The sequence below is a fragment of the Massilia soli genome, from assembly GCF_016809835.1.
In the GTDB taxonomy this organism is placed as follows: domain Bacteria; phylum Pseudomonadota; class Gammaproteobacteria; order Burkholderiales; family Burkholderiaceae_D; genus Telluria_A; species Telluria_A soli.
Map to the genome: position 1 here is coordinate 184762 of NZ_JAFBIL020000008.1, position 14057 is coordinate 198818.

Genomic DNA, 14057 nt, shown 5'->3' on the forward strand with positions numbered 1-14057 from the left:
CCGTCGATTTAGCGCCGGGTCAGTTCGCCCGGCTTGGCGATCAACAGCGGCAAGGTGCGCCATGCCTTGGCGTCGAAGTGCAGGATCCCGTGCAAGACTTCCTCGCCGAGGTGGGCGAGCGAACGATGCAGGTGGCTGCGCTGGCCGCAGGCATGGCAGAAGCTGCCGGCCAGGCAAGCGCCGCAATTGGCACAGCTGCCGCCATGTTCCGACGCGGGCGGCGCCGGTGCGTGCTCGATCTGCTGGGCGGCCAGGCCGGCCGTGACCAGCTCGCCTGCCGTTTCAATGTCTGCGTTCATTCTGGACCTCACTAGTTAGGCGCGTGCCCGTTGTTTTCAGGCAGCAATACTAGCATTTTCACCACGCCGAAGAAACGCCTTTCGCCCTACCCATCCTGCATCAGGCCGGCCACGTGCGCCTCGGCCAGCAGCGCCCTGATCTCCGGCACGCACGAGCCGCAATTGCCGCCCGCCTTCAGGCTTGCGGTCACCTCGGCCACCTCGCTCAGCTTGCCGGTGCGAATCGCCGCGCACAAGGTATTGCGGCCAACGCCGAAGCAGGCGCACACGGTCGGCCCGGCGTCGATGGCCTTGCCCGGCGATCGTCCCGCCAGCAGGCCGGCGCGCTGGTCGCGCCCGATCGCCTCGAGGTCGAACAGGCCGCCAAGCCATGCGCGCGATGGCAGGTCCGGCCGCGCCGACACGAACACGCACTGCTCGATGCGCTCGCCCACCAGGTGCACCGCGCGGTACACGCCGCCGGCCCTGTCCTCGTACTCCAGCCAGTCCTCGTCCTCGCCCACGCCCAGCAGCGCGCGCGCCCAGGCGCCACGCGCGGCCATCGCGCTGCGCCCTGCCAGTTCGTAGCGCGCGAAGCCGCTGCCCTGGATCCGGGTCCAGTGCGCGATGCCATCGAGCGCAAGCGACCGGCGCGTCAGCACGAAACCGTGCCACGCGACGCCGAAGTGTTCGACCGTGACCGGCGTGTGCTTGAATTCCGGTTCGCCAGACACCGGATCGACCGCCGGGCTGACCAGCGCGCCGACCCGGGCGTCCGAGGCGGTCTGGCCATTCCAGTGGATCGGCACGAATACAGCGCCGCGCGCGATGCCGCCGCCATGCTGCACCCGCGCCACCATCGCCCCCCAGGCGCTGGACACCCGCGCCAGCTCTCCCTCGCGCACGCCGTACAGCAGCGCATCGTGCGGATGCATGTCGATGAACGGCTCGGTCACATGGCCTGCCAGGCGCGGCGCCTTGCCGGTGCGCGTCATCGTGTGCCACTGGTCGCGCACCCGGCCCGTATTGAGCGACAGAGGATAGTCCGGGCTGGCCGCATGCACCGGCGCGCGCGGCGCGGTCGGCACCAGCCTGCCGCCGCATTCGATGCGCCTGGTGCCCAGCGCGGCGCCCTGGGTTACCGGCCACTGCACCGGATCGAGGGTGTCGTAGTTGCGCTCACCGAGTCCGGTCAGCCCTTCCAGGTTGAAGACGCGCTTGACGCAGCCCGCGCCGGTGCCGTTGCGCCAGCTGCTCAGGCGCGCATGCTCGTCGAAGATTTCATGCGCCGCGCGGAAGTCGAAACCGCCGAAGCCCATGCGCTGCGCGACCTGGCACAGGATCTTCCAGTCCGCCCTTGCCTCGCCCGGCGCCGGCAAAAAGGCGCGCTGGCGCGAGATGCAGCGCTCCGAATTGGTCACGGTGCCGTCCTTCTCGCCCCAGCCGAGCGCCGGCAGCAGCACGTGGGCGAACGCCGTCGTGTCGGTACTGGCCATGATGTCCGACACCACCACCAGTTCGCACTTCCCGAGCGCGCGCTGGACCTGGTTGGCATCGGGCATGCTGACCATCGGATTGGTCCCGATCACCCACACCGCCTTGACCTTGCCCGCTTCAATCGCCTGGAACAGGTCGACCGCTTTCAGCCCCGCCCTGGCGGCGATGCGCGGCGACTTCCAGAATCCCTGTACCAGCTCGGCATGCTCGGGATTGTCGAGTTCCATGTGCGCGGCCAGCATGTTGGCCAGCCCGCCCACCTCGCGCCCGCCCATCGCGTTCGGCTGTCCGGTCAGCGAAAACGGCCCCATGCCCGGCTTGCCGATGCGGCCCGTGGCAAGGTGGCAGTTGATGATGCTGTTGACCTTGTCGGTGCCGGCGGAGGACTGGTTGACCCCCTGCGAATAGGCGGTGACGACTTTGGGCGTGGCCGCAAAGGCGCGGTAGAACGCGCGCACCTTGGACGGCTCGATGCGGCACACGCGCGCCACTTCCAACGGATCGGCGCAATCGACATTGGCCACCGCCAGCGCCGCCGCCAGCCCGGTGGTGCGGGCTGCAACAAACGCGCCGTCCATCACGCCCTCGCGCGCCAGGTGGCTGAGCAGGCCATTGAACAGCCAGACGTCGGTACCGGCGGCGATCGGCAAATGCAGGTCGGCGATCTCGCAGGTGGCAGTGCGGCGCGGGTCGATCACCACCACCATCACCTCCGGGCGGCGCTCCTTGAGCCGCGCGATACGCTGGAACAGCACCGGATGGCACCAGGCGGCATTCGAGCCGGCCAGTACCACCATGTCGGCAAGGTCGAAGTCTTCGTAGCAGCCCGGCACGATGTCGGCGCCGAACGCGCGCTTGTGTCCCGCCACCGACGACGACATGCACAGGCGCGAGTTGGTATCGATGTTGGCGCTGCCGATGTAGCCCTTCATCAGCTTGTTGGCGACGTAGTAGTCTTCGGTCAGCAACTGGCCGGACACGTACAGCGCCACCGAACCCGGGCCGTGCCTGGCGATGATGTCGCTGAATCCGGCCGCAACGCGCCCCAGCGCTTCGTCCCACGAAGCCTGCCGCAGCCCGTCCTCGCCGCGCAGCTGCGGATGCAGCAGGCGCCCTTCGAGGCCCAGGGTTTCACCCAGCGCCGATCCCTTCACGCACAATTTTCCGAGGTTGGCAGGATGGGTGGCATCGCCGCCAACGACGATGCCGCCGTCAGCCTGCGGCGTCGCCTGCACGCCGCAACCGACGCCGCAATAGGCGCAGGTGGTGCGCACGGCCAGCGGAAGCGTCGACAGCTTCATGCGCACATCGCTTCGCCGAACAGCAGGTGGCCGCGAATGCGGCCGATGTCGGCGTTCGAGCGGATCAGGTCGAAGTACCACGGCCCGTCCTGCACGTCGCCGTACAGCACGGCGCCGCTCAGGCGGTTGCCCGAGACGACCAGCCGCTTGTAGACGCCGCGGCGCGGATCGCGCAGCACCAGGTCCTCGCTGCCTTCGCCGCCGATGAAGTCGCCCGCCGAATACAGCTCGACCCCGGTCACCTTGAGGCGCGTCGCGGTGGCCTCCTGCACGTAGCGGCGGTGGCCCGCGCCGGCCAGGTGGGCGGCGCACACCCGCGCCTGTTCCCAGATCGGCGCGACCAGGCCAAAGGTGGCGCTGCGGTGCTGGACGCACTCGCCCACGGCGTACACGCGCGGATCGTAGGTCTGCAAGGTGTCGTCCACCACGATGGCGCGGTCGCAATGCAGGCCGCTGTCGCGCGCCAGCGCGATGTTCGGCCGCACTCCCGCCGCCATCACCACCAGGTCGGCCGGGATCTCGCTGCCGTCCTTGAAGCGCACGCCAGCCACCTTGCCGTTGCCGGTGATTTCGGCGGTATGCGCGCCCAGCATGAAGCGCAGTCCCTTGTCTTCCAGCGCGCCCTTGAGCAGCAGCGAGGCGTGCTTGTCGAGCTGCTGGTTCATCAGGCTGTCGGTGACATGCACCACGGTGACGTCCATGCCGCGCCGTTTCAGCCCGTTGGCCGCTTCCAGCCCGAGCAGCCCGCCGCCGATCACCACGGCATGGCGGCCGATCGCCGCGGCCCGCAGCATCGTGTCGACATCGTCCAGGTCGCGAAACCCCACCACCCCCGGCAGTTCGTGACCCGGCACCGGCACGATGAACGGGCGCGATCCGGTCGCCAGCAGCAGGCGGTCGTAGCGCACCTCGCGGCCCGATTGCGAGTGGACCGTGCGGCGCACCCGATCGATGCGCACTACCGGGTCGCCCGAATGCAGCGCGATGCGGTTTTCCGCATACCACTGGCGCGGATGCAGGACGATATCCTCGGCGTTCTTTTCGCCCGCCAGCACCGGCGAGAGCAGGATGCGGTTGTAGTTCACGTGCGGCTCGGCGCCGAATACGGTGATGTCATACAGCTCCGGCGCCAGCTTCTGCAGCTCTTCCACGGTGCGCATGCCGGCCATGCCGTTGCCGATCACGACCAGCGCCGGCTTTGCTGCGGCGGAGCTCATGCGCCAACCCAGACCGTGCCGCCCTCGATGCGCGCCCGGTAGCGCGGCACCGAGTGCTCAGGCGCTTCCAGGCACTCGCCGGTGGCCAGGTCGAAGTGGTGCTTGTAGATCGGCGAGGCGACGACGATGCGCTCGCCGACGCTGCCAACCAGCCCGCGCGCCAGCACCGACGCGCCGCTGTTCGGATCGACGTTACCGATCGCGAACACGCGCTGTTCACCCGAGGCGACCCGGAACACGGCCACCTGCTTGCCGTTGACCAGCGCGCAGACGCCGGTGTCGGGCACGATGTCGTCGATCGGGCAAATGGCGGTCCAGGTCTGGAGTTCGATATCACGGTGCATGGCGGTCTCCCGGTCAGGCCGATTGTTGGACAGCGATCGGAATGACGCGCTTGCGCTCTTCCACGGTGGCCGGGCGGATCTGGCCGCGCTCCGGCATGAATACGACGTTCTGGTCGGGCTGGTCGCTGTTGACGAAGTGGCGGAAGCGCTTGCGCGTCTCCGGATCGCTGACGGCGCTTTTCCATTCGCAGGCGTAGGTGTCGACGACGTGCTGCATGTCCGCTTCCAGTTCTGCGGCGATGCCGAGCTTGTCGTCGAGCACCACGTCCTGCAGGTACGCCAGGCCGCCTTCGAGGTTGTCGCGCCAGACGCTGGTGCGCTGCAGCCGGTCGGCGGTGCGCACATAAAACATCAGGAAACGGTCGACGTAGCGCACCACGGTTTGCTCATCGAGCCCGCTCGCGATCAGCTCCGCGTGGCGCGGCTTCATGCCGCCGTTGCCGCATACGTACAGGTTCCATCCGGCTTCGGTGGCGATCAGGCCGACGTCCTTGCCCTGCGCTTCGGCGCATTCGCGGGTGCATCCGGACACCCCGAACTTGATCTTGTGGGGCGTGCGCAAGCCCTTGTAGCGGTTCTCGAGGCGGATCGCAAAGGCCAGGCTGTCGTCGACGCCATAGCGGCACCAGGTCGAGCCAACGCACGACTTGACCGTGCGCAGCGACTTGCCGTACGCATGCCCCGATTCGAAGCCTGCGGCGATCAGCTCTTCCCAGATCAAGGGAAGCTGGTCGACGCGCGCGCCGAACAGGTCGACCCGCTGGCCGCCGGTGATCTTGGTGTACAGCCCGTACTTCTTGGCGACCTGGCCGACCGCGATCAGGCCGTCGGCCGTGACTTCGCCGCCCGGCATGCGCGGCACCACCGAATAGGTGCCGTCCTTCTGGATATTCCCGAGGAAGTAATCGTTCGAATCCTGCAGGCTGGCGTGAACCGGCGCCAGCACGAAGTCGTTCCAGGTCGAGGCCAGGATATTGGCCGCCATCGGTTTGCAGATGTCGCATCCGAGCCCGCTGCCGTGCTGCGCGAGCAGCGCGGCGAAGGTGCGGATCTTGCCGGCCTTGACGATGTGGTAGAGCTCCTGGCGGGTATGGGGAAAATGCTCGCACACGTGGTTGTTGACGGCCAGGCCCTGCTTTTTCATCTCGGCCTTCATCACCTGGGTCACCAGCGGCACGCAGCCGCCGCACGCGCTACCGGCGCCGGTGCGGCTTTTCAGCGCGCCAATGCTGGTGGCGCCCGCGCTTACCGCCTCGCACAGCACGCCCTTCGAGACGTCGTTGCAGGAGCAGATCTGGCAGGCGTCGGGCAGCGCATCGACGCCAAGCATCGGCCGCGCCTTGCCATCGGCTTGCGGCAGGATCAGGAACTCCGGCGCCTCCGGCAGCGCGATCTTGTTGAGCATCATCTGCAGCAGCGTCCCGTACTCGGAGGCGTCGCCGATCATCACGGCGCCCAGCAGGTATTTGCCGCACTCGGACACGACGATCTTCTTGTACACCTGCTTGCGCTCGTCGGTGAACTGGTACGCGCGGCTGCCGGCGGTGCTGCCATGCGCGTCGCCGATGCTGGCCACATCGACGCCCATCAGCTTGAGCTTGGTGCTCATGTCGGCGCCGTTGAACGCCGCGGCTTCGCCTGCCAGGTGGCGCGCAGCCACCCGCGCCATGTCATAGCCCGGCGCCACCAGCCCGAAGGCGGTGCCGTTCCATGCGGCGCACTCGCCCACGGCATAGACATCCGGGTCCGATGTCAGGCAGCTGTCGTCGATGGCGATGCCGCCGCGCGCGCCCACCGCCAGGCCGCCTGCGCGCGCCAGTTCGTCGCGCGGCCGGATCCCGGCCGAGAACACGATCATGTCGGCGTCGAGCGCGCCGCCGTCGGCGAAGCGCATGCGGTGCGTGCCGGCTTCGCCGTCGACGATCTCCAGCGTGTTCTTCTGGGTATGCACGGTCACGCCCAGCCCTTCGATCCGGGCGCGCAGGATGCGCGCGCCGTTGTCGTCGACCTGCACCGCCATCAGGCGCGGCGCGAATTCGACCACGTGGGTCTCCAGGCCCATGTCGCGCAGCGCCTTGGCGCATTCGAGGCCCAGCAGGCCGCCGCCGATCACCACGCCGGTTCTTGACCGGGCGCCGCATTCGCGCATCGCTTCAAGGTCCTCGATGGTGCGGTAGACGAAGCAGTCCTTGCGGTCCCTGCCAGGCAGCGGCGGCACGAACGGCGTCGACCCGGTGGCGAACACCAGCTTGTCGTAGCCGAGCACTTCGCCGCCGGCCAGGGTCACGGTGCGCGCCGCACGGTCCACGTCCAGCGCGCGGGCGTTCAGCTTGAGCGTGACGTCGCTGCGCTCGAAGAAGCCCGGCTTGACCAGCGACAGCTCGTCCGCCGTCTTCCCGGAAAAGAACTCGGACAGGTGGACCCGGTCGTAGGCGGGGCGCGGCTCTTCGCACAGCACGGTGATGTGCAGTCCAGGAACGCCGCCGTCCAGCAGGCTCTCGATGAATTTGTGGCCAACCATGCCGTGGCCGATGACGATGATGTTCATGCTGGTATCTCCTCAGGATGCAACCGCGCCGGACGCCAGCGCAGGCCCGCCGGTACCGGCGGTAAAGCGAACCGCAATCGCGCACAGCGCCGATACGAGTACCAGGCCGCTCAGGATCGACAGGGTGTGGCGGATGTCGCCGGTGCCTTTCATCAAAAATCCGGCCATCACCGCGCCGACGTTGCCGCCGGCGCCGATGATGCCGGCCACGCCGCCGAGCGCCTTGCGGTCGATGAACGGCACCAGCGCGTAGGTCGCGCCGCATGCCATGTGGGTAAACAGGCCGAACACCAGCATCGCGGCGATGGCAAAGGCGATGCTGTCGGCGCGCGCGAACCACAGCAGGCCGAGGCCTTCGCCGATCATCAGGATGAACAGCAGCGTGACGCGGCTGTTGAGGGTGCCGCGCAGCGCCAGCTTGTCGGACATAAAGCCGCCCAGCGCGCGCGCGAACAGCGCCAGCAGGCCGAAGCTCCCCGCCGCCATGCCGGCCTGGCCGATGCTCAGGTCGAAGTTGTCGACGTAGTAGACGGCGGCGATATTGTGGATGAAGATTTCGATGCCGAAGCAGGCGCCGTAGGCGACGAACAACAGCCACACGCGGTAGTTGGCAGCGGCGGCGCGGAAGCTGGCCCAGCCGCCCTTTTTGCCCGCCTCGACCGGGATGCCGGCCGCGCGCATGGCGTCGTAGTTACCGTCGGGGCAATCCTGCGTGTAGCGCCAGTACAGCACCGCCATGACCAGCATCAGCACCCCCGGCACCACCAGCGCGGCGCGCCAGCCCAGGCTCTCGGAGACACCCAGCATCAGCAGCGCGCCGAGCAGCAGCGGCATCAGCGCCTGCGCGGCGCCGCCGCCGGCGTTGCCCCAGCCGGCGGCGGCGGCGTTGGCCGTCCCCACCACGTTCGGGCCGAACATGACCGAGGTGTGGTACTGGGTAATGACGAAGCTGGCCCCGACCGCGCCGATCAGCAGCCGGAAGAACAGGAAGCTGTCGTAGCTTTGGGCGGCCGCCACCCCCAGCACCGGGATCGCGCCCAGCGCGAGCAGCCAGGTATAGGTCTTGCGGGGGCCGTAGCGGTCGCACATCGGCCCGACCGCCAGACGCACCAGGATCGTGATGGCCACCGCGGCGATATTGATGTTGGCGATCTGCCCGATGGTCAGGCCGAACTCGCCTTTGATGACCGGCATCAGCGGCGCGCAGGCGAACCAGGCGAAGAAGCAGGTGAAAAACGCCATCCAGGTCAGGTGGAAGGCACGCATCTGCGGCGTGCGGATGGTGAACAGGTCGATCCGGCTTGCTTTTGATGCCATCGGGTGTCCCGTCAAAAAAAAAAGCGCCCGCGCCCGCCCGGTGCTGCCGGGCGGCGCGGACGCCGTTGTCCTGCCGGCCCCTCGTTGGGCCAGCGCGTGTATGCAGGGATCGCCATTGACCCGATACCACGTTGTTTAGCAAGTGCCGTGCCATGTAATGACAGGGGGAAGCGGAGGCCGGTTTGGCGCCGCTGGCGCCACATCGCAGTGCGGCGCGCGCCCGAAAATGATGCAATGCACCAGAAGGTACTAGCGCTCCAGCAGTTCTTCGACGTCGAGCAGGCGCTGGGCCACCTCGGCCAGCTTGAGCTTCTTGTTCATTGCCATGCTGCGCATCTTTTGGTACGCCTCGTCCTCGCCCAGCTGATGGCGCGCCATCAAGATCCCCTTGGCGCGGTCGATGACCTTGCGCTCGGCCAGCTTGGTGCGCGCGCCGTGCAGCTCGTCGAGCAGCCTGCCCTGCTGGCGGAAGCGCGCCATGGCAACGCCCAGCACCGCGCGAACGCGGCCGGGCTCGACGCCGTCGATGACATAGGCCGCCACGCCGGCGGACAGGGCGGCATCGATGCTGCCGCCGCGCGCATCGCTGGTAAACAGCGCCATCGGGCGGCGCGCGTCGCCGCAGGCGCGCGCCACGGTTGACGCCAGCTGCCCCGCGTCGCCCGGCGTGCTGAGCACGATCAGCTCCGGCTGGTGCTGCGCCAGCTGGGCCGAAAGCGAGCGATCCGGCGCCACGTCGGCCACGATGGTGCAGCCGGCCTGCAGCAGGCAGGCGCGCAGCAGCTGTCCGCTCGCCTCGTCGGTCGACACGATCAGGGTATGGAGCGTAGCGGTCACAGAATTCATGGGGTCCTGGTGCGGATCGTCGATACCCCGTATCTAGCAAGATGCGCGCCATCTTCTGCTTGCGCGTTCACAATTCTGTTGCTATACATGCGGCTTGACCTGATTAGGATAAACCGATGGCAACCTTCACGACCCGCCTCCTCGCCGCCGCCGCACTCGCGCTCGCCATGCTGGCGCCTGCCGCCTCGGCGGCCGAGCCTTCCGTCATCTACGTGGTCCGCCATGGCGAAAAGACCGGCAACGACGGCGACCCGGACCTGACCGCGAAAGGACGGATTCGCGCGGCCAACATCGCGACGATGCTGAAACACACCGGCATTCGCCGGATCTACACCAGCAAGACCGCGCGCACCCGCCAGACCGCGGCCCCGGCCGCCGCCCTGCTCGGGCTGCCGGTGAGCGAGTACGACGCGCGCCAGCCCGAGGAAATGGTCGAGCAGCTCAGGCTGGCCGGCGGCAACGCGCTGGTGGTCGGCCACTCGAACACGGTGGGCAAGCTGGTCAGCCTGCTGGGCGGCCAGCCGGGCAGCGCGATCGGCGACGATGAATACGACCGCCTGTACCAGCTGGTCAGGGGTCACGACGGCAGCGTGACGACCATCTTGCTCAGCTCGCCGCCAGCGCACTAGCCGAGTCGCGCGCCCTGTTTGCGCGCGCCAGTTTTCGTGCGCCGCTCCTCGGCGTAAAATTGCCGGCATTGGATTTCGAGGAGCCGCGCCATGCCGATGCCATGCGACACGCCTCGCGCGCACGCCGCGCCGAGCGGCCCGCGTGCTGCGGTGCCGCTGGAAGCGAAGCTGGCCTTCCTGCGCCAGCCCGCCAGCTATCCAGAACCCGCTTACCGCGTCGAGACCGTCGAAACCCACATGGCCTGGGTATTCCTGACCAGCCATCACGCGTACAAGCTGAAAAAGCCGGTGTACTACGACGACATCGATTTCCGCAGCGTCGCGGCACGCCATCATTTTTGCGCCGAAGAACTGCGCCTGAACCGGCGCCTGGCGCCCGATGTCTACCTGGGCCTGGTCCCGCTGACCCTGGCCGACAGCGGCTACCTGGCACTGGGCGGCGACGGCGAGATCGTCGACTGGCTGGTGCGCATGCGCCGGCTGCCGCACCAGTTCATGCTCGACCATATTGTGCGCCACGGCCGCGCCGGCGTGCGCGACATGCACGCGATCGCCGCGCGCCTGGTGGAATTTTTCCAGTCGCTGGCGCCCATCGATATCGACGGCTCGGCCTACCGCGAGCGCTACGCGCGCCAGATCGCCGCCTGCGCCCACGAACTGCTGCAGCCCGCCTACCACCTGCCGGCCGCCCATGTGCGGCTGGTGTGCCACCGCCAGCACAGCGCGCTCGACCGGCTGGCCGCGCGCATCGACTGGCGCGTGGCCGACGGCTTCGTGGTCGAAGGCCACGGCGACCTACGGCCGGAACATATCTGCCTGTACCCGACGCCGGTGGTGATCGATTGCCTCGAATTCTCGCGTCCCCTGCGGGTGCTCGACCGCGCCGATGAGATCGCCTTCCTCGCGCTTGAGACCGAACGGCTGGGCGCGCCCGCGCTGGGCGCGGCCCTGGTGCAGCACTACCGCGCCGTGTCGCACGACCGGCCGCCGCCGGGCCTGCTGCACTTCTACCAGAGCTACCGCGCCATCGTGCGCGCCGCGCTGGCCGTCGCGCACCTGAAGGAAGCGCAGTTCCGCTACTCGCCCAAATGGGCGGCCATCGCGATGCACTACCTGCAGCTGGCCGAACGCCACCAGAACTGGCGCGCACGCGCCGCTGGCTAGGGCACCGGCGCCGGGTCCAGCGAGCGCACGAACCAGTCGCTGGCCAGCCGCGCCACCTGCTCGAGCGCGCCGGGTTCTTCGAATAAATGGGTGGCGCCCTTCACCACCTCGAACGCCTTGCGGCATGTGAGCATCGCATACGCCGCCTTGTTGAGTTCGATCACCTGGGTATCGAGCCCGCCGACGATCAGCAAGGTCGGCGCGGACACGCGTTCGAGCGCGAACGAGCCGGCAAGGTCGGGCCGCCCGCCGCGCGAGACCACGGCATACACCGGGAAGCTGGCGCCGGCGGCCAGCTGCAGCGCCGCGGCCGCGCCGGTGCTCGCGCCGAACAGCCCCAGCGGCAAGTGGCGCGTGTCGCGGTCCCCGGCCAGCCAGCTGGCGGCCATCTCCAGCCGCCGGACCAGCAAGGCGATATCGAAGCGGGCCCGGGTGCTCGGCGCTTCGGGCGGGGTCAGCAGGTCCATCAGCAACGTGGCCAGCCCGGCCTTGCGCAAGGCCGCCGCCACGGTGTTGTTGCGCGGGCTCAGGCGGCCACTGCCGCTGCCGTGGGCGAACAGCACCACCGCCCGGGCCTGTCGGGGCAGCGCCAGCAGGCCCTCGACGGACTGGCCGTCGATCGGCAGGCTGACCAGTTCCTTGCGTACCAGGCCGGTCATGGCCGTGCTGCCGAAAAGCCGTCGTGCAAGCGGGTGATTGCCTCGCCAAACAGCGCTGCGCTGCTGACGACGGCAAGCCTGGATCCCAGCCCGGCAGCGCCTGCACGCCCGGGCGCGATGCTGTCGCTGACGACGATTTGCTGCAGCAGCGGGTCGCCCAGCACGGCGCTGGCCTGGCCATTGAACAGGCCGTGGGTGGCGATCGCGATCACGCTGCTGGCGCCGTTATCGCGGCAGGCAGCCGCGGCGCGCGCCAGCGTGGTGCCGGTGCTGATCATGTCGTCGAACAGGATGGCGGTATGGCCGCGCACGTCGCCGACCAGCATGCTGCCGCTGACGACGCCGGCGCTGCGGTATTTCTCGGCGCATGCCATGCCGACCGGCCGGCCAAGCGCTTCGGCCAGGCCAACCCGGAACGCTTCGGCGCGCTTGATGCCGCCGGCGTCGGGCGCGACCACCGCGACCGCGACGCCGGCCAGCTGCGGCAGCAGAAACTTGATGAACAGGCCATGCGCTTCGAGATGCATGGTGCGGCAGCGAAACGCGTTCTGGAAGGCCGACAGGTTGTGGACGTCGAGCGTCACGACCGCATCGGCGCCGGCCGACTCGAACATGCAGGCGACATAGCGCGTCGTGACGGGGTCGTGTTCGCGGGTCTGGCGGTCCTTGCGCGAATAGGCCAGGTAGGGCGCCACGGCGGTGACGCTGGCGGCGCCGGCATCCCGGAGCGCGCCGATGAAGAACAGCAGCCGGCACAGCTTGTCGCTGGCGCTTTCGCCGCCATCGGCATGCAGCGAATGGATCACGTACACATCGCGGCCGCGTACCTCGTCAAGCGGGCGGGTCTTGTGCTCGCCATCTTCGAACTCGCGCTCTTCGTGGCGGCCGAGCGCCATGCCCAGGTGCTGCGCGACGCGCTCGCCGAAGGCGCGGCTGGCGTGCAGGGCAAACAGGCAGAGACTGTCGTCGATCAGGGTAGGCATGCGCTCCTCGCCAAAGCCCTCAGGATAGGCGGGCGCCCGATGGCGGATTTGACGGCGCTCAAGCGCGCGCGGCGCAAAAAAAAACAACGCCCGGCTGCGATACTGCCAGCCGGGCGTCGTGGGGTACAGCCTCAGGAACGATTAGAACGTGTGGCGGATGCCTGCGTTGTAAGCGGTATCGCCGGAGCCGACGTCGCTGTTGTTGCCGACGGTGTAGCTCGCGCCGTTCTTGTTCTTGATCTTGCCGTACGAGGTGTACAGGCTGGTGCGCTTCGACAGCGCACGGGTCAGGCCCACTGCCCACTGGTCGGCGTCCTGGTTGAACGCGCTACGGTCGTCCTTGCGGATGAACGAGGCGATCAGCGCGTTCGCGCCGAACGGCACCTGGGCGCCGATCAGCATGTCGCGGCTGTCGAGCGAGGCCACCGGTGCCAGCGCGCGGCCGAACGGGTTGCTGGCGTTAGGCAGCGGCGAGCTGTTGAGCCCTTCGTTGATGCCGTAAGCAGCGTAGGCCTTGGCGACACCGAAGTCGTAGTTGGCGGCCAGCAGCGTGTTGCGGCCGATCTGGCGATCTTGCACGATAGCGCCGACGGCCAGGTCGTTGTTGCGGTGATTGTGTGCCAGGCGTGCGTTCAGCTTGCCTGCGCCGAACGACAGTGCGGCGCCGATCTGGCGGCCGGCGATGCTGTTGCCGCCCTGCTCAGCCAGGCTGTACGACAGCTCGCCCGAGAAACCGTTGACCACTGGCGACACATACACCACCGCGTTGCTGGTGCGGGTGTTGACGCCGGCGGTCGGCAGCAGGTTCTTGGCGCTGCCTGCATAGCCGGCCATGAACGGGTCGGCGACCTGGCTCACGGCGTTGTAGTAAGGGGTGTACTGGCGGCCCAGCGTCAGGGTGCCGGCGGCGCCCTTCAGGCCGACGTAGGCCTGGCGGTTGAAGATCGAGCCGGCGACGTCGCTGGCGCCGGTGTCGAGGCGGTAGCCCGTTTCCAGCAGGAACAGCGCGGAAACGCCGTTGCCCAGGTCTTCGGTGCCGCGGAAGCCCAGGCGCGAAGCCGAGCCCACGCCGCTGCTGATGTTGGTGGCCGAACCGTTGACGCCGCCCGACTCGCGCACGATACCCGCATCGACGATACCGTAGATGGTGACCGACGACTGCGCCTGTGCGAGGCCTGAGAATGCGCCCAGAATGGCGATGGCGGTGAGAGTCTTTTTCATGTTTCTTAACTTCTGTGTTTTTGAGGAGCCAGTATGATAGGCGCTGCTTGGCA

The 14057-nt window shown here is 68.3% G+C and carries 12 protein-coding genes; 2 read left to right on the forward strand and 10 right to left on the reverse strand.

Annotation, left to right across the window (positions count from 1 at the left end; translation table 11 throughout):
- Window positions 1-8 precede the first annotated feature (8 nt).
- The 7 genes from I4X03_RS19655 to I4X03_RS19685 form a co-directional block, all read right to left on the reverse strand.
- Window positions 9-299: a DUF3667 domain-containing protein gene (locus I4X03_RS19655; protein WP_223469936.1), complete on the reverse strand. Its 291-nt coding sequence runs from the start codon at window positions 297-299 to the stop codon at window positions 9-11.
- An 86-nt stretch (window positions 300-385) separates the two neighbouring features.
- Window positions 386-3076: a nitrate reductase gene (locus I4X03_RS19660; RefSeq protein ID WP_223469937.1), complete on the reverse strand. Its 2691-nt coding sequence runs from the start codon at window positions 3074-3076 to the stop codon at window positions 386-388.
- Window positions 3073-4293 carry an NAD(P)/FAD-dependent oxidoreductase gene (locus tag I4X03_RS19665; protein WP_223469938.1) on the reverse strand — a complete coding sequence of 407 codons (1221 nt, stop codon included), beginning with the start codon at window positions 4291-4293 and terminating at the stop codon, window positions 3073-3075. The genes I4X03_RS19660 and I4X03_RS19665 overlap by 4 nt, the downstream gene beginning before the upstream one ends.
- Window positions 4290-4637, reverse strand: coding sequence for a nitrite reductase small subunit NirD (nirD, locus tag I4X03_RS19670; RefSeq protein WP_223469939.1), 348 nt, complete (start codon window positions 4635-4637; stop codon window positions 4290-4292). Before nirD ends, I4X03_RS19665 begins: the two co-directional genes overlap by 4 nt.
- 13 nt (window positions 4638-4650) lie before the next feature.
- Entirely contained in the window at window positions 4651-7185 is a 2535-nt protein-coding gene (gene nirB, locus I4X03_RS19675) for a nitrite reductase large subunit NirB (protein WP_223469940.1), read from the reverse strand.
- Between the two features lie 12 nt (window positions 7186-7197).
- Window positions 7198-8502 (reverse strand): MFS transporter, encoded by a 1305-nt coding sequence (locus tag I4X03_RS19680; protein ID WP_223469941.1) that lies wholly within the window; start codon window positions 8500-8502, stop codon window positions 7198-7200.
- 249 nt (window positions 8503-8751) lie between these two features.
- Window positions 8752-9348, reverse strand: a complete 597-nt coding sequence (locus I4X03_RS19685; protein WP_223469942.1) for an ANTAR domain-containing response regulator — start codon at window positions 9346-9348, stop codon at window positions 8752-8754.
- Between the two features lie 116 nt (window positions 9349-9464).
- Between I4X03_RS19685 and I4X03_RS19690 the strand changes: the two genes are divergently transcribed.
- Together I4X03_RS19690 and I4X03_RS19695 are read left to right on the forward strand one after the other, a co-directional pair.
- Window positions 9465-9977 carry a SixA phosphatase family protein gene (locus I4X03_RS19690; protein ID WP_223469943.1) on the forward strand — a complete coding sequence of 171 codons (513 nt, stop codon included), beginning with the start codon at window positions 9465-9467 and terminating at the stop codon, window positions 9975-9977.
- Between the two features lie 90 nt (window positions 9978-10067).
- Window positions 10068-11141 (forward strand): hypothetical protein, encoded by a 1074-nt coding sequence (locus tag I4X03_RS19695; protein WP_223469944.1) that lies wholly within the window; start codon window positions 10068-10070, stop codon window positions 11139-11141.
- Here the strand turns inward: I4X03_RS19695 and I4X03_RS19700 are convergent.
- From I4X03_RS19700 to I4X03_RS19710, 3 genes are all read right to left on the reverse strand, one after another.
- Entirely contained in the window at window positions 11138-11800 is a 663-nt protein-coding gene (locus I4X03_RS19700; RefSeq protein WP_223469945.1) for a dienelactone hydrolase family protein, read from the reverse strand. The two genes, I4X03_RS19695 and I4X03_RS19700, sit on opposite strands and share 4 nt — an antisense overlap.
- Window positions 11797-12774, reverse strand: a complete 978-nt coding sequence (locus I4X03_RS19705; protein ID WP_223470081.1) for a ribose-phosphate diphosphokinase — start codon at window positions 12772-12774, stop codon at window positions 11797-11799. Before I4X03_RS19705 ends, I4X03_RS19700 begins: the two co-directional genes overlap by 4 nt.
- Before the next feature lie 150 nt (window positions 12775-12924).
- Window positions 12925-14004, reverse strand: coding sequence for a porin (locus tag I4X03_RS19710; protein ID WP_223469946.1), 1080 nt, complete (start codon window positions 14002-14004; stop codon window positions 12925-12927).
- Window positions 14005-14057: the final 53 nt, after the last annotated feature.